Below are 18,485 nucleotides of genomic sequence, written 5' to 3' on the forward strand. Positions count from 1 at the left end.
GGTCGCGCGCAAGTCGGTTCCGCACGGACACGTCCGGGCCGGAGAGAACGCCTGCGGAGTCTATTCGCCGTCGCCGGTAGCTCGCTGATGTTCGCCTTGCTGATGTTTCAGGCCTTGGAGCGAGCCGAAAGTTCCAGACAGCGGGTGGGCGTTGCTTTGGCCCAGACCGGTGGCGCCGGGGTGGATGTGGCCGAGGTTCGCACCGACAGCGCGGCCGAAGAGGGAGGCTTGCGGGTCGGGGATCGGGTGGTGAGGATCGGAACGGAAGAGATTCGTCGACTGGCCGACTGGGACCGGGTAGCGAATACCTTCGAGCGTGGCGTACCGGTCCCTTTCGAGGTCGAGCGGGAGGGCGCCCGACTGCGATTTTCCATCGCGCCGGGAGAGCCTGCCGGCTGGCCCGAGTTCATTTTCGTCGTCATCACCGTCATGGCCTACTGGGCCCTCGTTTTGCTGGTGTTGGTGCAATCGTCCGATCATCTGCGAGGTCGGCTCCTGCTGGCGTTCTCGGTCGCCGTGGCGTTGGAACTCGCGATGCCCACCGGGGGTTCCGGCCCCTTCTTGCTGACAGCCGTGTTGGTGAGTCTCTTCTACTTGATCACCGGCCTGCAGATCGGCCTCGAACTCCACCTCGCCTCGCTGATTCCCGGTCGGCCGGACTGGCTGCAGCGCCGCCGGTGGGTGGTGCCCTGCTACTACGTCACCGGCCTCGGGCCGGCGGCCTTCGCCACTTTCGCTCTGATGACCGAGGACGTGCTGGGCCGCCGGATGCTGCCGTGGTCGAGCCTGGAGGTCGAGCGGGCGTTGCTGGGCTATGGCCTTCCCATCTGGGCGGTGGCTCTGGCGGTGCTGTTGGCGAGCCAGGCCTGGCGGTCTCCGGAGCCTGTCGGCCGTCGCCAGGCGGCGGTGGTGCTGGCCGGCATGACGCCCTGGTTGATCTTCGTCTTGGCGACGGCGCCGTGGATTCGTTCCGGTGAGATTCTGGGGCGCTGGCAGACCCTCGAACCGTTGGTTTTGCTGTTCTACCCGGTGGCGGTGTTCGTGGCGATCTTCAAGTTCCACCTGCTGGACCTCGAACTGGCGGTGCGGCGCGACCTGGTCTACAACCTGGTGACGGGCATCTTGCTGCTGCTCTTCTATGCTTCCATCGGGGCGGGAGGAGCGCTGGTCTCGCGGGGTGTGGGCGAGGCCGGCTCGGTATGGGTGATCTCCGGTGCCACCCTGTTGTTGGGACTGCTGTTCGGTCCGTTGCGCCGGGCCCTTCATCACATGATCGAACGGCGCTTCTTTCCGGAGCGCGAAGCGTTGCGCCAACGATTGATCGACCTGGCGGCGGACCTTCCGGCGGAAGGCAAATTGCCGCGCATGGGCGAACGGTTGGTTTCCGGCCTGGGAGAGATCTTCGATGCCCGCTCGGCCACCCTCACCATAGCCGATCCGGCCTCCCACCTGTTGACCACCTTGTCATCGCGCGGCGTGCCGGGTTCCGGTTTGTGGCCGCTCCTCACCCTGCAAGATCCCGCCGTAGTGGCGGTCGAGAAGGCTCGCCGGGCGCTGCCCATCGACCAGCTCGCCCCCCTGAGCGAGCCCTTCGCCCACTTCGCCGAGAATGTCCGGGCGGAGCTGGCGATTCCGCTTCTCAGCCGCGACCGGTTGGTCGGGCTGTTGTTGCTGGGCGAGCGGCCCGTCGGCGCCTTCACGGCGGAACAGGTGGAGCTTCTCTCGCTGCTCTCCCACCAGGTGGCCTCAGTTCTCGAAAACGCCCGGCTGTTTGAATCTGCCACCTACGAGAGCCTCACCGGCATGCTGCGGAGAGAGGCAATCCTCAGCAAGCTCGACGAGGAGTTCGACCGGGCGCTGCGCTACGGCCGGCCGCTCACTATCGGACTCGCCGACCTCGATCACTTCAAGGGCATCAACGATCGCTTCGGGCACCTCGCCGGGGACGGCCTGCTGCGGTTGTTGGCACGCTCCATTCAGGACGAACTGCGCCACACCGATGCGGTGGGTCGCTACGGTGGCGAAGAGTTTCTCCTGGTGTTGCCGGAGACCGACTTGCCGGGGGCCGCGGCGGTGGCCGAGAAACTACTGAAGGCGGTGCGCGAGACAACGCTTCCGGCGAAAGAAGGAGAAGCGCGGGTGACCGTCTCCATCGGCCTGGCTTCGCTGGCAGATCTCGCCCCTCTCGGGAATTCGCAAGGGGGTGCCGCTTCGCCCATCGCCGAGGATCTGATCGCCGCCGCTGATGAGAGCCTGTATGCGGCCAAGGAGGAGGGGCGGGATCGGGTGTACCCCGATGTGGCGGGTCCCTCGACGCTGCCGCGGAGTGCTACGATTCGCGCCTGAGTCATCCCCGAGGCCGGAAGATACTCGGGGACGCCGATCACCTCGCCATGATCTCATCCGACGTGCACGTGACCGAGGCGCGCCGCCTCCCCGAAGAGTCGGTTCTCCGCCTGACCTGGTCCGACGGGCATTCCGGTGACTTCGATTACCGGTACCTGCGGGGTTGGTGTCCGTGTGCCGGCTGTCAGGGCCACGGCGGAACTTCGATCGTTTTCAGGCCCCCGGCAGGAGCTGTGACGGCGGATATTATTGAGCCGGTCGGAAACTATGCCCTGTCGATCCTGTGGTCCGACGGTCATGGCACCGGCATCTATCGATTCGACTTTCTGCGCACCATCTGCCCCTGTTCCGAATGCGGCGGGGCGAAACGGATCGACCTCTGACTCGGTCGTTCGTCGCGCACCGGTTGTCGGCCGGCGGACACCGGAGGGCGAACCGGCGCCGCCGATCTGAACCCACGATTCTCACCCCAAGGAGACACTCCCATGAGCTCAGCCATCCCTTTGTTGATCGTAGGCCTCGCCGCCGTCGGCGCTTCCGCCGCGGGTGCTTCGGGCGCCGGGGACTCCGCCCGTCCGCGGGTGGTGCTCGACACTTCCCTCGGTCCGATCGTCCTCGAACTCAATGCCGAGGCGGCCCCGAAGACCGTCGCCAACTTCATCGAGTACGTAGAGTCGGGTCACTACGACGGCACCATCTTCCACCGCGTAATCGACGGATTCATGATCCAGGCCGGCGGCTTCACCGCGGACATGCAGCAAAAGCCGACCCGCGAGCCGATCGCCAACGAAGCGGACAACGGCCTCAAGAACGCCCGCGGCACCATCGCCATGGCGCGCACCATGAACCCGGACAGCGCCTCCGCCCAGTTCTTCATCAACACCGCCAACAACCGCTCCCTGAACCATCGGGACAAGTCCATCCAGGGCTGGGGCTACGCGGTGTTCGGTGAGGTGGTCGAGGGGATGGAAGTGGTCTCCGCCATCAGCGGCGTCAAGACCACCGGCAAGGCCGGGCACCAGGATGTCCCGGTGGAAGCGGTGGTGATCAACTCGGCGAAGATGGCCGCAGCGGAGGCCGCCGAGTGACAATCTAGAAATCCGACTTCCTCACCGGGTCTCCCGGTGAGGAAGCCTTCTATTCGGTGCGGACCACGTTGCGCGCCTGCAGGCCCTTCGGACCGTCCGTCACCTCGAATGTGACGCGATCCCCTTCCTCCAGGCTGCGGAATCCCTCCATCGAGATCGCCGTGTGGTGAACGAACACGTCGGCATCTCCCTCGCGGGCGATGAATCCGAACCCCTTGGCGTTGTTGAACCACTTAACGGTTCCGGTTTCAGACATCGTGAAGAGCCCTCCTCGGGTTGTCTCGGGGCGGCCCTGCGAGGACTGCTGGGCCGCCTCTGGTGCGCCGACTGGCCCGAGAGTCTTGCACCGGAAATTCGAAAAGGCAATATCACCTGAACGATTTTGACGCCGGAAGGGTCTCGGGAATCGCCTGGCGGGAGTCCGAATTCAGAATGCAAGTCTATTGGGGATAGTGCTTTAGGCGTAATCGAGCGACGAGGGGACGAATTGCGGGCGCTGGATCGATGAACGTTTCACCGACCCAAGCCATCAGCCATCGGCGGATGCAAATACATCTGCCACCCCTTTCATCGAGGTACCTCATCGAGGTACCACCCTTTTCGTCGAGGGCCTCATCGAGGTGCCACCCTTTTCGTCGAGGGCTGCGCGGGAGCGAATTGCGGGCGCTGGATCGATGAACGTTTCACGGATCGATGCCACCAGCCATCGGCGGATGCAAATACATCTGCCACCCCTCTCATCGAGGTACCTCATCGAGGTACCACCCTTTTCGTCGAGGGCTTCTCATCGAGGTGCCTCATCGAGGTGCTACCTCATCGAGGTGCTACCTCATCGAGGTACCACCCTTTTCGTCGAGGGCTTCTCATCGAGGTGCAGGCTTGTGTCCCGAGCTCATCGAGGTGCCACCCTTTTCGAGCGAGGTCCTTCGAAGGGCGCAGAAGGCGTGTGTCCCTGAACTGTCCTGCGATCTTGGGGGGTACTCGGAGATGGTGCCGAAGGCCGGACTCGAACCGGCACGGGTTGCCCCACACGGCCCTCAACCGTGCGCGTCTACCAATTCCGCCACTTCGGCGCGGACGTCATAGTAGCAGGAGTGTTCGGCAGCGGGAAGCGGCTTTCCTTGGCCGATGCCGGCTACCGGTTCTATTGGTTGTTCGACGGGTCTTCTGGTCCGTCGGCCGCGCTTTGCTCAGTACCGCTTTCGTCAACCGCCGAGAGGGAAGGGGTCGCCTCGTCGGAAGCCTCGGCGCCATCGGCCGGGGCGGCGATCGGATCGACGGAGACCGCTTCTCCATCCGTCCCGCCGTCGAAGTCAACCGGGTCGATTTCTTCCGCCACCGGGGCCGGGGCTTCGTCACCGACCACCGAGGCGCTGCCGCCCTTCTGCACGAAGGCGATGCCGATGGTGGTGAGGATGAAGGCTACAAAGCAGAACACCGTGAGCTTGTGGAGCACGGTGGCGGCGCTGCGCGCGCCGAAGGCGGTTTGCGTGCTGCCGCCGCCAAAGACCGAAAGGTCCGCGCCCTTACCCTGCTGGAGAAGAACCACCAGGATGAGAAAAATGCAGACCAGGACGTGAATCGTAGAGAGTAGGTAAATCACCGTTGTGAACCTCCGAGGTTGAACGTCGCCGACGAACCTCCGCCGTCAGGCGCAAGCGCCAATGATAGCGAGGAACGGCTTCGGGTCAAGGCTCGCTCCTCCGACGAGGAAACCATCGAGGTCCGGTTGAGCGAAGAGTTCACCGGCATTGGCGGGTTTGGCGGAGCCGCCATAGAGGATGCGGGTGGTGTCGGCGATGACCGGCCCGAAGCGGTCCGCCAGGCCTTGGCGGAGGAAGGCATGGGCCTCCTGGGCTTGGACCGGGGAAGCGGTATCGCCGGTGCCGATCGCCCAAATGGGTTCGTAGGCGAGTACGAATCCCTCGGGCAGGGCTGCCCGGGCTGAGGCGAGCTGCCGGTCGAGGACTTCGAAGGTCTTGCCGTAGCGGCGTTCGTCGGCGGTTTCGCCGAGGCATAGCACGGGGGTGAGGCCGTGGCGGCCGGCGGCGGCGACTTTTTGCGCCACCAGGTCATCGCTTTCGCCGTGGTCCTGGCGCCGTTCGCTATGGCCGCACAGCACCCATTGGCAACCGGCGTCGACCAGGTGGTGGCCGGAGACATCGCCGGTGTGGGCTCCGGAGTCCGCCGGATGGAGGTCCTGCGCCCCCCAGGCGGCGACGGAGCCGGCCTCACCGGAGTCAGCGCCGGCGTCGAAGAGGGTGGCACCGGTTTCGGCAGTTTCGGCAGTGGAAACGCCGAGGCCGCGGGCGACGGTGTCGAGCAGTGGGTAGGGCGGGAAGATCACCACTTCGACTCCCCGGATGTCGCCCGCCCCCAGGCGGCGGCAGAAGTTCTCGGCGTCGGCCCGCAACAGGTTCATCTTCCAGTTGCCGGCGACCAGCGGCTTGCGGCTCATCAATCGATCTCCAGGGCCGCAATGCCCGGTAGCTTCTTGCCGGCGAGGAATTCGAGGGAAGCACCACCGCCGGTGGAGACGTGGCCCAGTTCGTCGGCCACCCCAGCTTGGCGCGCAGCGGCGACGGTTTCGCCTCCCCCGATCACCGTAAAGGCGTCTCCGCCGGCCAACGCAGCGGCCACGGCGCGGGTGCCTTGGTCGAAAGGTTCTTTCTCGAACACTCCCAGCGGGCCGTTCCAGAACAGCGTTCTGGCCTGGGCGACGGCCCCGGCGAAGGCGCGGCGGGACTCCATTCCGATGTCTACGGCCTTCCAGTCGCCGGGCACCGCGTCCACCCCTACGGAGGTGACCGTGGTGGGCTGATTCAGATCGTCGGTGACGACCAGGTCGACCGGCAGCCTCACCTCGACACCGCGGTCTTTGGCGTCCTGCAAGATGGAGCCGGCCATTTCCACCCGCTCGTTTTCCACCAGCGAATCGCCGAGATCGTGGCCCTGGGCGACCAGGAAGGTATTGGCCATACCGCCGCCCACCAGCAGCAGATCAAGGCGTGGCAGGAGGTTCTGCAGGGTGTCGATCTTGCCGCCGATCTTGGCCCCTCCGAGGATCGCCGCGAAGGGTCGCTCCGGCGCATCGAGGAGACGGCCGAGGGCCTTCACTTCGCGCTCGATGAGGCGGCCGGCGGCGCGGTGCTCCAGCCGCTCGGCAACCCCAACGACGGAACCGTGGGCGCGATGGGCGGTACCGAAAGCATCGTTGACGTAGGCCTCGGCGAAGCCCGCCAGGCGCTCCGCGAAGGCCGGTTCGTTCGCCGTTTCGCCGCTTTCGAATCGGAGGTTCTCGAGCAGGCACACTCGACCGTTCGAGAGGCCTGCGACAGTCTTCTCGGCGCTCTCGCCGACGGCGTCCTCGGCGAAGGCCACCGGCTGACCGAGGTGCTCGGCAAGGGCATCGGCGACCGGCCGCAGGCTGTAGCGCGGATCCGGGTTCCCCTTCGGTCGGCCGCAATGGGAGCCGAGGATCAGCCGGCAGTCGGCGTCGATCAGTTCGCGCAGCGTTGGTAGGGCTTCGACGATACGGGTGTCGTCGATCACTTTCCCCTCATCCGTCAGGGGCACGTTGAAGTCCACCCGCACGAATACGGCGGTGCCGGCCGCCAAGGGTTTGAGATCGTCGAGGGTCAGCAGTCGGGTCATGACATTTCCTCAGCAGTGCTCGAAATCCGGTTCTCAGACCTCGGTGTCGCCGCCCAGGCGGACGATGAGATCCAGCAGGCGATGGGCGTATCCCCACTCGTTGTCGTACCAGGCGGCGACCCGGGCTAGCCGGCCGTCGGTGAGGCCGAGAAGCGGTAGGTCGATGATCGCCGATTCCGGGCGATGGATGAAGTCCGACGACACCAGAGCGTCTTCGGTCACCGCCAGAATGCCTCGCAGGGAGTTCTCCGCGGCGCGCCGAAAGGCGCCTCGCAGAGCCTCCGCTTCGGTGTTGTGCGAGAGGTGGGCCGTCACCTCGAGCAGCGCGCCGGCCGGCGTCGGCACCCGCACCACCCGGCCGTCGACGCGTCCGGCGAGGTGCGGCAGCACCCGGCCGATGGCCGCCGGGGTGGTCGAGGCGAGGGGGATGAGATTGAGCGCCGCGGCGCGCCGTCGCCGGTCATCCCCTTCTCCCTCGCCGGGTTCGTCGAACAGCTTCTGGCTCGGCGTGTAGCTGTGGACCGAGGTGAAGGCTGCTCGCTCGATGCCGCCGGCCGCATCGAGCACGGCGAGCACCGGGGCCAGGCAGTTGGTGGTGCAGGACGAAGCACTGACCAGCCGGTGGCGTCGCGGATCGTAGAGGTTGCCGTGGTCGTTGATCCCGGGGCACAGGGTAACGTCCGCATGGTCGCTGTTGGCCGACAGCACCACCCGCTCGACGGACTCCCCGAGGTGGCTTCGGGCGGCCTCGCCGAGAAAGCGGCCGCTGGCCTCGACGACCAGCCGGGCACCGCTTTGGTGCCATGGAATCTCCGCCGGTTCTGCCTGCCGAAAGTGCCGGATCCAGTGTTCCCCGAGGCGCAGTCCGTCGCCTTCCGGCCGGACTCCATGGGCCAGCGGGCCGCGCACCGAATCGTGGGCCAGACGCGCGACCAGACTCGCCGTCGGCGCCGGGTCGTTGATCGCCACCGGCTGCACCTCCGGACGATCGGCGGCGAGGCGCAAAACAGCGCGCCCGATGCGGCCGAGTCCGTTGAGGGCAAAGGGTGTGGGCATGGCGGGAATCGAGGCTTTTTGAGCGGTTGAATCGCTGGCGTCGGCCGGCTCGGAGGGAATCCCTCTGGGAAGGCTGTTTCGAACCCGAGGCGGCGGTGAAGTGCAACAATATCGCTTCATGACGACCGTGCGGAAAGGCCCCATCATTCTCGGCATCGAGACCTCCTGCGACGACACCGCCTGCGCGGTGCTCGCCGGCGACGGCCGGGTGCTGTCCTCGGTGGTGTCGAGCCAGCTCGAAGCGCACAGGCCCTTCGGCGGCGTGGTGCCGGAGATCGCCTCGCGCGAACACCTGCGCAACTGGCCGGCGGTTTCCTCCGAGGCGCTCGAACGCTCGGGCGTCTCGATGACGGAAGTCGATGCGGTGGCGGCGACCCGCGGCCCCGGCCTGATGGGGTCGCTGCTCGTCGGCCTGTCCCTGGGCAAGGCCCTCGCCTGGAGTCGCCGGCTGCCCTTCTACGGCGTGCACCACCTCGAAGGCCATCTGTACTCGCCCTTCCTGGCTGCCGACTCGGCCGCCGCCGCGCCCGCCGACCGGGTGCCCGAGGACTTCGTGGGTTTGGTGGTGTCCGGTGGGCACACCAATCTCTTCCGGGTGATGCGCGGCGCCACCTCGACCCTGGCGGAAACCCGTGACGACGCCATGGGCGAAGTGTTCGACAAGATCGGCAAGCGTCTGCAGATTGCCTATCCCCAGGGCCCGCGGGTGGACGAACTGGCCGAGCAAGGGAGGGCCGGGGAGCAGCCCTTCGCCATTGCCGCCTGTTCCGGAGACGGTCTGGACTTCTCCTATTCCGGCCTCAAGAGCCAGGCGCTGATGGCGATCGAACGGCTGGAGCGCGCCGGCGTCGCGACGGATCTTTCGGCCGGCGCCCCCGCCCCCCAGCCGGTGCTCGACCTCCTCGCCGGATTCCGGGCCTCGGCCGTGGGCCAGATCATCGATCGCCTGGAACGCCTCTTCGAAGGGGCGGCGTTGCCGCGAAAGCTCGCCGTGTCCGGCGGAGTGGCCGCCAATCGCCTGCTGCGCCGGGAAGTCGCCCGCTGGGGCGAGAGCAACGGGGTGGAGGTGTCGCCGGTGCCGCTCACCTATTCCGGCGACAACGCGGCGATGATCGCCTTCGCCGCCGTGCTGCGCCATCGCCACGGCGCCGCGGACAACCCTTTCGAAGTGGAGGCGGCCAGCCGCATTCCCTTGTCCGCTGCGAGGTGACCCTCGGGCCCGCTGGTCCGGCATGGGTTGAGGTACGCCGCGGCGCAGGTAAAATGAACTCTTCTACTGAGGGGCCAATGTGAGTCTCCGCTCGCCGGGCGGTAGAGAAAGGGGGGGAAGATGAGCTTTTGCGCCCACTGCGGACGGGGCGTTGCTGAAGGCGCCGGCTTCTGTCCGGTGTGCGGAAAGGACCCGAGCGGTGCCCGTCGGACGCCCGCCGGTAGTTCGGGTTCTGCCGGCATGTCGATCGGGCTCAAGGTCGTCCTGGCGGTGATCGGGGGCTTCGTCCTCATCGCCTTCATCGGCATCCTGGCCGCGCTTCTGATTCCCAATTTCCTCGACGCCCTGCAGATGGCCAAGCAGAAGCGTACCCTGGCCGACTTCCGGGACGTGGGCATCGCCTTGAACGCCTATGCTCTGGACAACGGCCAATTCCCGGATGTCACCACCATCGCCGCCCTGTCGGCGGCACTAGAGCCCGACTACCTCGAAGCCATGCCGCGCACCGATGGTTGGGAGAGGCCCTTTGTGTATCGCTGCGGTAGCGGCCCCTGGGGTTCGGAGGGTTGCCAGGGCTTCCGCTTGGTGAGCGCCGGTCGTGACGGCGTGTTCGAGTTCGACGATCCGTGGTCCTACGAGGCGGGGCTGATCGAACGGGGTGCCTACGACGAGGACTTGGTGATGGCCACCGAGGGACCGCTGCGCGAGCCGGCCCCCCGATGAACGGTCTGCAACGAACCTGAGGGAGATCGAAAAATGTACTGCACGCAATGTGGTGACGCGCTGGCGACCGGGGTCCGGAACTGTCCGAGTTGTGGCAACTTCACCGACTACAACCAACCGCCGCCGCCACCGGTCAAGACCTATCTGGTTCAGTCGATTCTGGTGACCTTCTTCTGCTGTCAGATCTTCGGCATCGTCGGGATCGTCTACGCGGCGCAGGTCAACCCCAAGCTGCAGGCCGGAGACGTTCCGGGCGCCCAGGAGTCGTCCCGCAAGGCCAAGAACTGGACCCTGGCGGGTTTCCTCACCGGGCTGTCGATCTTCGTGCTGTACTTCGGCTTCGTATTCCTGGCGATCATCGCCGACTCGGCCTAGCGGCCTTCAGCTCGGCGGCACTTCCTTTCGCCGTTCGAAGGTCGCGAGGTCGAGGCGCTCTTCGACGGCGGTGCGGAACTCTTCGGCGGACATGGCACCCGCCGGCCGGCCGGTTTCTTCTTCCAGTTCGAGGATGAAGTCCCACCAGACTTTCTCCCGTCGAGAGATCTCGTCCGCATCGCGCACCTGGCCGTAGTTCTGCACGTAGCGGTTGTGCCGGCAGAGCATGCGAAAAGCGTGACGGGTGTTCGGCCGCTCCTGGGAAAGACCCAACACCCGAACGTCGTTGCCGACTTCGTGGATCGGTTGGCCCCATTCGCTGTATCCGCCGAAAATCGTTCCGAGCTTGTCCAGGGCGTGGGCGAGCTTGGGCTGCTTGATGCCCTTGAGCAGGCGGGTCAGAACCGGCAGGGTGATGTTTCGGTGCAGGGTGGGATCCGCCAGCGTGACCTCCACGCCGAGTTCCTCCTTCACCGTCTTTTGGATCTGCTCGGAGGTCAGGCGGTTGTCCGTCGCCAGGTGAACCCGCTCGCCTACGGCGCTGGGCTTGGTGAGCGCCGCGAGGATGCCCTCCACCACCCGGTCCACCGGGATCAGGTTGATCTCTGCGGTCGGGTCGCCCGGGAAGATGCAGGCCATCTTGGCGATCACCGAAGCCGTCGAGCGGTCAAACCACTTCTGGTCTTCCTTGGGAACGGTGAGGGCCTGGTGGGCGCGGCCGAAGGCGTTGACCGGGGCGTTCACCACCTTGGTGTCGCCGCGGTTGTTGCCGGCGCGAGACTCGCCGATCACGATCGCCGGATTGAGCTGCACCACCCGTAGCCCCTTGTCCAGCATGAAGCGCTCCGTTTCGATCGAGGCGATCGCCTTGGTCAGCTCGTAGTAGTTGTTGTAGAAGTTGCGCGGGAAGATGATCTCGTCTTCCCGCGCCACGTCGCTGGTCTGGCGGCCGTGGATGTAGGACGTCTCGATGCCCAGATGGGCGATGAATCGGCTGTCCGGCGCCGACTGCAGGGCGTGGGAGAAACGCAGCGCGTTCAAGGTGCCGGTGACGTTGGCCCGGAAAGACTTCTCGTAGGGGTCGTCGAAGGCCACGCTGGCGGCGCAGTGAATGACGTGAGTGATCGTGCGGGTCAGCTCCTCCAGGTCCTCGTCGGAAATCCCCAGGTTCGGCTGTTCGACGTCGCCGGCCACGAAGCGGAACTTCTGGCGTTGTTCGGGTTCGGTAAGCCACAGGCGGTCGAGGAGCGTCTCGCCGCGCTCCGCCGGCGACAGGGTGCGCACCACCTCCTTGGTCTTGCGGTCGCGAATCTCCTTCGGGCGGATCACCACCACCAACTCGCGCACGGCATCGTTGTGGGACGCCTGCCACAGGATCTCCTGGCCGACGAAGCCGGTGCCGCCGGTGAGGAGCACCCGCAGGCCCTTGCCTTCTGGCCCGGTCGCCGCCGTCAGCCTCGCTTCGGCCTCGCCGCGCAGCCGTTCGAGGGTCTGGTCGATCTCCTCGCGGGTGTGCGGGTGGCGCTTGTAGCGGAAGAAATACTCGCGGTCCTTCAAGCCAAAGAGCGCGCTGGCGATCTTCTCCGGATCCTGGCGGGTGACCTTGGCGAGCATCTGCGCCGTCTTGTGTCCGAGGCGCCGAACTTCCTTCATCCGTCGCCGGGCGCGATCCTCGTCGCCGGTGGCCGCCACCACCCGGCTCATGAAGCGCCGCGCCTGCATGTCCACCACGTGGTAGTCGCGATGGCTGTTGACCAGCAGCCGATGGGGGGAAAACTCTTCGTCCTGGACTTCGCCGGTCATCAGGCTCACCTTCTCGATATAGCGGGAAGGTGAAATCTCTTCCGGAACCGACGGTTCGTTTCTCGGCATGGGCGGTCTCCCTAGCGCTCGTTTCACCCAAGGTACCCCGTTGCCGGAGGGCGGTGCAAGGTGCGTGCGCCGGTGTCGCCCGATCGGAGGGTGTAATGGCGAGCTATCGGCTCGTCAGAATATGAACGCATTGAGGACCTCAAACCTCTCCTGGCGACCGGATCAAGTACTTTATTTTTGGTCACTTGCGTGCTACCATCCGATGCCCTTTTGAAGGTCGTTCTTGGGGTCTCTGTTGAGGTCCCCGGAGGGTTTTGACCATGGCGATGATGCACTCTCATTCTCCGGTCTCTGCGATGGAAAGCGAAACCCTGGACAGCGCGTGGTTCGACCACGCGCCGGTCGCCCTGGTGTTGTGCCGCGGGGCTCAACCGGTGGCGGTCAACGACCGTGCCCTGGACCTCTTCGGCCGGCCCCGCTGGGAACTGCTGGACGGCCCCCTCTCCACCTGGGCGGAAACCTTCGGCGCCGCCGAGCTGGAGTGCTTCCTGAGCGACAACGGGACGCCCTCGGCAGAATCGTTGGAAGTCGCCTTCCAACGCTCCGATGGCGAAAGGCGCTGGTTCGAATTGTCGAAGGGCCTGCTGCCGGGCGTCGACGAATCCGAGGACATCCTGCTCGCCGTGGCGGACATCACCGCCTTCAAGGAACTGGAGCAGATCGGCCGCCAGCAGCAGACTCGCCTGAAGCTGGCGCAGCGGGCCGGCCGCAGCGTGACCTGGAATTGGGATGTCGAGGCGGATCACGTTTCGGCTCCGGGCGAGGAGGAGGCGCTGCGCCAGCTCACCGGCGGCGAAGGTCCGCTCCGTCGCCACGACCTGGTGAAGTTCGTCCAGCCGGTGGACCAAGCCGCGCTGCAGGAGGCCCTCCAGCGAACCGTGCAGAGCGGCCAACCCCTTGCGATCGAGGTCAACACCCTGCTGCCGGCCGCGCCAACGGTCGGAGTCCACCCGGGCGGCTACCGGCGGGTGCTGCTGCGCGGCGCGGCGGTCGACGGGCCGCGCCGCCGGGTGGTCGGCGTGGCGACGGACGTTACCGAGCGTCATCGTACCGAGGAAGCCCTGCGCGTCGAGCGCGCGCGGGCGGAGGTGACCCTGCGTGCGATCGGTGATGCGGTGATCCGGACCGATGCGGCGGGGCAGATCGACTTCCTGAACACCGCCGCCGAAACCTTGCTGGGCACGGGTGGAGTGGATCTGCGCGGCCGCTCCTTCGAGCGCGCCGTCCGGTTGCTCGATTCCGCCAGCCGGCAGCCGATGGCCGATCCTTTGCGTCGCTGTCTGCAGGCCGAAGGGGCGATGCACTGTTCGCTGCTGGGGCCCGGTGGCGAACGCGACATCCGCCTGCTGGCGTCGGCCCTGCGCGATGGCGAGGGCGTCGTCGAGGGCATGGTGTTGGTCGTAAGGGATCTCACCGAAGAGCAGACGGCCGCCCGCCAAGCGACTTACCTATCCACTCACGACGAGCTGACCGGCCTGGCCCGTCGGCCGGAATTCGAGAGCCGGCTGCAGGCGGTGATCGAAGAAGCGGCCAAAGGTCAGCCGGAAGAAGCGCTCGCCCTCTGTCATCTCGACTTCGACTCACTGGAGTTGGTGGACGAGGTCAATGGCCTCGGGGCCGGCAACGAGGTGCTGTCGCAGAGCGCTTCGTTGCTCAAATGCCTGCTCAGCGGACGGGACGTCCTCGGACGCCTCGAGGGCAGTCAGATCGGCATCCTGCTGCGCGACTGCCCGCCGGAAAAGGCCCGGGAGATCACCGACGGCTTGCTGCGGGAATTGGTGAGCATGCGCTTCGGCGGCGCCGGGCGCGGCTTTCAGGTTCGCGCCAGCCTCGGCTTGGTTTTTGTGAGTTTGCGCGGCGGTGCCGAGCAGGCGATGGAAACCGCCGCGGCGGCCGCGGCGGCCGCTCGCCGGAAGGGCGGCAACCAGATCCGCGAATACCGGCCCGACGACGACGAGCTTTCCGATCGTTGGAGCCTGGTGGATCGCGTGCGCGCCATCCATCACGCCCTCGAGAGCGATGGTCTACGCCTCTTCTCGCAGACCGTTCGGCCCGTGGTGGATCGCGAGTCCGCTGGCGCTGAGGGGTGTGAGCGGTTTGAACTGTCCGTTCGCATGGTGGGTGCGAGCGGTGAACTTCTGGAGTCCGAAGAATTCCTTCCGATCGCCGAAAAGCATCGCCTGTCGGCAGCGATCGATCGCTGGGTGGTGAGCCGAGCGTGCGAGATCTTGGTGACCGAGAAACGGCCGGTGCGGGTGGGAATTCCCCTGTCCCGCCAATCGATAGCCGACCCCAGCTTCGTGACCTTTGCGCGTGCTCAGACCCGTCGGTTAGACACTGAGCGCCGGCGCATCCTGTTCATCATTACCGAGGACGCGGACTCTCCGGAAACCCGCCGCCACATGAGCGAGCTGCGAGAGCAGGGGTTTCGCTTCGTTCTGGCGGACTTCGGCCGCGGCCGGAGTTCCTTTGCCACGCTGCGGGAGTTGCCGGTAGACTTCTTGAAAATCGACGGCAATCTCGTCCGCGGAATGACGGCAGATCCGACCCAGCAGGCGCTGGTGGAAGCGGTCAACCACATCGGTCACGTGATGCAGCTCAAGACCATCGCCGAAGGAGTGGACGAGGCCGCGACCCTCGACCTGTTGCGACGCATGCGGGTGGACTTTGCGCAGGGCTCCTGGGTCGGCTCGCCGAAATCGCGAGCGGTTTCCACCGGGCCCGGACCGTCGGCGGAAGCCTAGAGTTTCCGCTCTCTTCACCGTTGCCGATCACCTCCACACCCATGAAACGCCTCCTCCCGACTCTCCTGCTCGCCATCCTGCTGGGGACCGGTGCGGCCGTGGCGCAACCCGGCCAGAGCCTGTCCCTCGGCCACGCCCGGCAGGTCAGCGATCGTCCGACCACCGTGCGGGTCTACCTCGACGTACTCGACGACGAGGGAAAGCCGGTGGAGAACGTCTCCGCCGATCAGTTACAGGCCACCCTCGGCGGCGACCAGACCGACGTTGCCAGCGTCGAGCCCTTTGACGATACCGGCGAGGGTGTGGGCTACATCTTCTTGGTGGACATCTCGAAATCCCTGAGCGAACGGGAGTTCGACCGCATCCGCCAGGCCCTCGAGCTGTGGTTTGAAGATCTTCGAGAGACGGATCGCGCGGCGATCATTGCCTTCGGTGATTACAGTCGCCTGGTGGTGGACTTCACCAGCGATCCGCAAGCGCTGCGCGAGGGTCTCGCCGGCCTCGGCCCGACGGACGACCAAACGCTCCTCCACCGGGCGATGGTCGACGCCCTGGCGATCGGTCGCCAGCGAGATCGTGAAATCCCCGGACGACCGGTCTTGGTGGTGTTGACGGACGGCAAGGACGAGGGCAGCGGCCTGCTGGCGGACGACGTACTGGAGCGGCTACGCACCGATCCCATGCCGATCTACGCCATCGGCGTGAGCAAGCAGCCGGCCGGGGAGCGCGAGAGATACCTCGGCGTGCTCCACCGGCTGGCGTCCAATTCCGGTGGTGCTTTCATCGACGGCGGCGAACGGTTCGAGGACGGATACCGTGCTGCCAGGGACGCCATCCGCCGGGTGTGGGTGGCCGAGGTGAGCTGTCCGGACTGTCAACTCGACGGCGAAAACCGACGCCTTCAGATCCGCCTACAGCAGGGCCACCGGCTGCTCTCCCAGGGCACCGATGTTCGCCTGCTGCCGACCCCGACGGCGGGAGACCGGCCCGCCACCGAGGGCGAGGCGCCCGCCGTTGATGTCGACTCCGCAGATCAGCGCTCGGCGGACGAGGAGCCGGAGGCGCCCGCCGTCGGTACCGGCGACCGCTTCGCCGACCAGGCCCCCGGGGAAGAGGCCGGGGAGGCGGGAACCGTCGCCGCCCGCGGCGTCGGCGGAAGAGGCGTGGGCGCGCCCTGGTGGCGTCAGCCTCTCCTCTGGTTGGCGCTTCTCGCCCTGGCTCTGCTGATCTGGTTGCTCCTGCGCATGCGTCGTCGGCCTGCTCCCGAGGGAACCGAGGGCGATGCGAACGCCAGCGGCGGGGTCACCTTGCCGCCGGTTACCGTTCCGGACACCTCCGAATTCGAGGCGATGCAGGGGGAGCGGCTGGTCGATCCTCGCAGCGTCCGCTTCGTGGTTCTGCGCGGCAGCCGCAAAGGGCGCGAATATCGGGTGCTGCTGCGCGACCGGGCGGTGGTCGGAGCGCGTTCCACCTGCGATCTCGTGTTGACCGACGAGGCGGATATCGCCCCGGAGCAGTTCGAATTGACCCAGGTGGCGAAAGATGTCTTCCTGCGCAATCTCTCCGAGCGCTCACCGACTCTGGTCAACGGCCTCGCCTCCACCGATGGCCACGTGTTGAAGAGCAACGACCTGGTAGGTACCCGCGAAACCATCCTCCGCGCCGTTATTTTCTGATTCTCTGGAGCCGTGTCGCGACGGCTCCCCAACGGCACTCGGTCCTTTCGGGTACCGCTCCTCGCTCTTCTCCTGGGCAGCACCCAGCGTGTACACTGTCCATCGGCTTTGCCATCAAGCTCATAACAACGTCGTGACGAAGTCCGATCACGGAAGGACTTGGAGGGGAGAAACATGCAGAAATCCCGCGGTCACTGGAGTTCGCGGCTAGGTTTCGTACTGGCCGCGGCCGGTAGTGCCATCGGCCTCGGGAATCTGTGGAAGTTCCCCTACATCACCTGGCACAACGAGGGCGGCGCCTTCGTTCTGGTATACCTCCTTTGCATCGCGGCGGTGGGTTTTCCGATCATGGTGGCGGAGATTCTGGTCGGCCGAAAAACCCAGCGCAGCGCCGTCGGAGCATTGCGCGAGGCGGTGGGTCCGGCCTGGGGGGTGGTGGGCGGTTGGGGGGTGCTCACCGGATTCGTCATCTTGAGCTTTTATACGGTGGTCGCAGGCTGGACCCTCTCCTACTTCTGGCGCTGCATGAACTGGACGATCAACGGCTATCCGGAGACTCTCAAGCCAGCGGACGTGTTTGGGGGGTTCATCGGCCAGGGTTGGCTGCAGGTGGCGCTGGCCGCCGTCTTCATGGCCATCACCATGGCGGTGATCTTCCGGGGCGTGGGTCAAGGCATCGAGCGCATCGCGCGCGTCTTGCTGCCGACCTTGATGGTCATCCTGGTGATCCTAATGGGCAGTGCGTTGACCATGGAGGGAGCCGGCGAGGCCCTCGCCTTCATCTTCGCCCCCACCTTCTCGGAATTGCCCTGGGGCGGCGTGCTCGAAGCTCTAGGACACTCCTTCTTTACCCTGTCCCTCGGCATGGGTGCGATGATCACCTACGGCTCGTACCTCAAGAAAAACACCTCCGTGGTGCGCTCCGCCGGGATGGTAGTGGTGCTCGACACGGTCATCGCTCTGGCGGCGACGGTCACCATGTTCTCGGTGATCTTCTCCAAGGCGGGCATGGCCGAGCAGATCAGCCGATCGACCGCCGGCATGCTCTTCATCACCTTGCCGGAGCTGTTCTATACGGTGGTTCCGATGGGTGCAATCCTGGCGCCGCTGTTCTACCTGCTGGTGGGCTTCGCGGCTCTGACCTCCACCATCTCGCTCCTCGAAGTGGTCGTCGCCTACTTCATCGACGAACGTGGCTGGAGCCGCAAGAAAGCGACCACCGCCTGCGGTTTATTCGTGTACTCCATCAGCTTGCTCTGCGCCCTTTCGCTCGGGGCTTGGGAGCCGCTCTCGACCTTCGAGGTTTTCCAGGGCAAAGCGGGTGTGTTCAACACCCTCGACCACCTCGCGGCCAACTGGATGCTGCCCACCGGCGGCTTCCTCATCACCCTGGCGGTCGGCTGGTTCTTGAGCCGAAAAGAGTCCGAGGCGGAACTGATGGACGGTACCCAACCGGGCTGGTTCAGCTACGGATCCTGGCGGATCTTCATCCGCTACATCTCCCCAGCGGCCGTCGCCGCCATCATCCTGGCCGTGATCTTCCTGGGCGCGGACTTCACGTAGCGACGAGGCACCCTTTTCGTAGGGGTACCACGTAGCGACGAGGCACCCTTTTCGTAGGGGTACCGTAGCGACGAGGCACCCTTTTCGAAGGGGCACCCTTTCGGTAGCCGTAGCGACGAGGCACCCTTTTCGTTGGGTAGCGACGAGGCACCCTTTTCGTGGAGTAGGCGGTAGCGGC

General features: G+C 65.9%; 15 protein-coding genes and 1 tRNA gene. 9 read left to right on the plus strand and 7 right to left on the minus strand.

The window, feature by feature from the left end:
• Positions 1 to 87 precede the first annotated feature (87 nt).
• The 3 genes from AAF481_08490 (at position 88) to AAF481_08500 (ending at position 3,434) form a co-directional block, all read left to right on the plus strand.
• Positions 88 to 2,346 carry a diguanylate cyclase gene (locus AAF481_08490; GenBank protein MEM7481197.1) on the plus strand — a complete coding sequence of 753 codons (2,259 nt, stop codon included), beginning with the start codon at positions 88 to 90 and terminating at the stop codon, positions 2,344 to 2,346.
• Between the two features lie 47 nt (positions 2,347 to 2,393).
• Positions 2,394 to 2,729, plus strand: a complete 336-nt coding sequence (locus AAF481_08495; GenBank protein ID MEM7481198.1) for a DUF971 domain-containing protein — start codon at positions 2,394 to 2,396, stop codon at positions 2,727 to 2,729.
• Positions 2,730 to 2,831: 102 nt separating this feature from the next.
• On the plus strand, positions 2,832 to 3,434 hold the full coding sequence (locus AAF481_08500; protein MEM7481199.1) for a peptidylprolyl isomerase: 603 nt from the start codon (positions 2,832 to 2,834) through the stop codon (positions 3,432 to 3,434).
• Between the two features lie 49 nt (positions 3,435 to 3,483).
• On the opposite strand, the gene AAF481_08505 is transcribed toward AAF481_08500, so the two are convergent.
• From AAF481_08505 to AAF481_08530, 6 genes are all read right to left on the minus strand, one after another.
• Positions 3,484 to 3,690: a cold shock domain-containing protein gene (locus AAF481_08505; GenBank protein ID MEM7481200.1), complete on the minus strand. Its 207-nt coding sequence runs from the start codon at positions 3,688 to 3,690 to the stop codon at positions 3,484 to 3,486.
• Between the two features lie 732 nt (positions 3,691 to 4,422).
• Positions 4,423 to 4,507, minus strand: a tRNA-Leu gene (locus AAF481_08510).
• 71 nt (positions 4,508 to 4,578) lie between these two features.
• Positions 4,579 to 5,037 (minus strand): preprotein translocase subunit SecG, encoded by a 459-nt coding sequence (secG, locus tag AAF481_08515; GenBank protein MEM7481201.1) that lies wholly within the window; start codon positions 5,035 to 5,037, stop codon positions 4,579 to 4,581.
• 45 nt (positions 5,038 to 5,082) lie between these two features.
• Positions 5,083 to 5,892: a triose-phosphate isomerase gene (gene tpiA / locus AAF481_08520; GenBank protein MEM7481202.1), complete on the minus strand. Its 810-nt coding sequence runs from the start codon at positions 5,890 to 5,892 to the stop codon at positions 5,083 to 5,085.
• On the minus strand, positions 5,892 to 7,088 hold the full coding sequence (locus AAF481_08525; GenBank protein ID MEM7481203.1) for a phosphoglycerate kinase: 1,197 nt from the start codon (positions 7,086 to 7,088) through the stop codon (positions 5,892 to 5,894). The genes tpiA and AAF481_08525 overlap by 1 nt, the downstream gene beginning before the upstream one ends.
• A gap of 33 nt (positions 7,089 to 7,121) precedes the next feature.
• Positions 7,122 to 8,144, minus strand: coding sequence for a glyceraldehyde 3-phosphate dehydrogenase NAD-binding domain-containing protein (locus AAF481_08530; GenBank protein MEM7481204.1), 1,023 nt, complete (start codon positions 8,142 to 8,144; stop codon positions 7,122 to 7,124).
• Positions 8,145 to 8,262: 118 nt separating this feature from the next.
• Here AAF481_08530 and tsaD point away from each other — a divergent pair, with 118 nt between their 5' ends.
• The 3 genes from tsaD to AAF481_08545 all read left to right on the plus strand — a co-directional run bounded on the left by tsaD (position 8,263) and on the right by AAF481_08545 (position 10,452).
• Positions 8,263 to 9,354, plus strand: coding sequence for a tRNA (adenosine(37)-N6)-threonylcarbamoyltransferase complex transferase subunit TsaD (gene tsaD / locus AAF481_08535; GenBank protein MEM7481205.1), 1,092 nt, complete (start codon positions 8,263 to 8,265; stop codon positions 9,352 to 9,354).
• A 240-nt stretch (positions 9,355 to 9,594) separates the two neighbouring features.
• Entirely contained in the window at positions 9,595 to 10,077 is a 483-nt protein-coding gene (locus AAF481_08540) for a type II secretion system protein GspG (protein ID MEM7481206.1), read from the plus strand.
• A 60-nt stretch (positions 10,078 to 10,137) separates the two neighbouring features.
• A complete protein-coding gene (locus tag AAF481_08545) occupies positions 10,138 to 10,452 on the plus strand; it encodes a CD225/dispanin family protein (protein ID MEM7481207.1) in 315 nt (104 codons plus the stop codon).
• Between the two features lie 6 nt (positions 10,453 to 10,458).
• On the opposite strand, the gene AAF481_08550 is transcribed toward AAF481_08545, so the two are convergent.
• Positions 10,459 to 12,324: an SDR family oxidoreductase gene (locus AAF481_08550; GenBank protein MEM7481208.1), complete on the minus strand. Its 1,866-nt coding sequence runs from the start codon at positions 12,322 to 12,324 to the stop codon at positions 10,459 to 10,461.
• Positions 12,325 to 12,584: 260 nt separating this feature from the next.
• Between AAF481_08550 and AAF481_08555 the strand changes: the two genes are divergently transcribed.
• From AAF481_08555 to AAF481_08565, 3 genes are all read left to right on the plus strand, one after another.
• Complete coding sequence (locus AAF481_08555) at positions 12,585 to 15,068, plus strand: EAL domain-containing protein (GenBank protein ID MEM7481209.1); 2,484 nt, start codon at positions 12,585 to 12,587, stop codon at positions 15,066 to 15,068.
• A 41-nt stretch (positions 15,069 to 15,109) separates the two neighbouring features.
• A complete protein-coding gene (locus AAF481_08560; GenBank protein ID MEM7481210.1) occupies positions 15,110 to 16,744 on the plus strand; it encodes a VWA domain-containing protein in 1,635 nt (544 codons plus the stop codon).
• A 174-nt stretch (positions 16,745 to 16,918) separates the two neighbouring features.
• The gene (locus AAF481_08565; GenBank protein MEM7481211.1) at positions 16,919 to 18,307 is read left to right on the plus strand and encodes a sodium-dependent transporter; all 1,389 of its coding nucleotides are present in this window, start codon (positions 16,919 to 16,921) and stop codon (positions 18,305 to 18,307) included.
• Positions 18,308 to 18,485 lie beyond the last annotated feature (178 nt).

This window comes from Acidobacteriota bacterium, from assembly GCA_039030395.1.
Classification (GTDB): domain Bacteria; phylum Acidobacteriota; class Thermoanaerobaculia; order Multivoradales; family JBCCEF01; genus JBCCEF01.

Excerpts from the sequence above, each read along its gene's own strand:
- AAF481_08490 (MEM7481197.1), top strand. The coding sequence starts at position 88 with ATGTTCGCCTTGCTGATGTTTCAGGCCTTGGAGCGAGCCGAAAGTTCC.
- AAF481_08550 (MEM7481208.1), bottom strand. The coding sequence starts at position 12,324 with ATGCCGAGAAACGAACCGTCGGTTCCGGAAGAGATTTCACCTTCCCGC.
- AAF481_08540 (MEM7481206.1), top strand. The coding sequence starts at position 9,595 with ATGTCGATCGGGCTCAAGGTCGTCCTGGCGGTGATCGGGGGCTTCGTC.
- tsaD (MEM7481205.1), top strand. The coding sequence starts at position 8,263 with ATGACGACCGTGCGGAAAGGCCCCATCATTCTCGGCATCGAGACCTCC.
- AAF481_08555 (MEM7481209.1), top strand. The coding sequence starts at position 12,585 with ATGGCGATGATGCACTCTCATTCTCCGGTCTCTGCGATGGAAAGCGAA.
- AAF481_08500 (MEM7481199.1), top strand. The coding sequence starts at position 2,832 with ATGAGCTCAGCCATCCCTTTGTTGATCGTAGGCCTCGCCGCCGTCGGC.
- AAF481_08565 (MEM7481211.1), top strand. The coding sequence starts at position 16,919 with ATGCAGAAATCCCGCGGTCACTGGAGTTCGCGGCTAGGTTTCGTACTG.
- AAF481_08505 (MEM7481200.1), bottom strand. The coding sequence starts at position 3,690 with ATGTCTGAAACCGGAACCGTTAAGTGGTTCAACAACGCCAAGGGGTTC.
- tpiA (MEM7481202.1), bottom strand. The coding sequence starts at position 5,892 with ATGAGCCGCAAGCCGCTGGTCGCCGGCAACTGGAAGATGAACCTGTTG.
- AAF481_08525 (MEM7481203.1), bottom strand. The coding sequence starts at position 7,088 with ATGACCCGACTGCTGACCCTCGACGATCTCAAACCCTTGGCGGCCGGC.
- AAF481_08560 (MEM7481210.1), top strand. The coding sequence starts at position 15,110 with ATGAAACGCCTCCTCCCGACTCTCCTGCTCGCCATCCTGCTGGGGACC.
- AAF481_08495 (MEM7481198.1), top strand. The coding sequence starts at position 2,394 with ATGATCTCATCCGACGTGCACGTGACCGAGGCGCGCCGCCTCCCCGAA.
- AAF481_08530 (MEM7481204.1), bottom strand. The coding sequence starts at position 8,144 with ATGCCCACACCCTTTGCCCTCAACGGACTCGGCCGCATCGGGCGCGCT.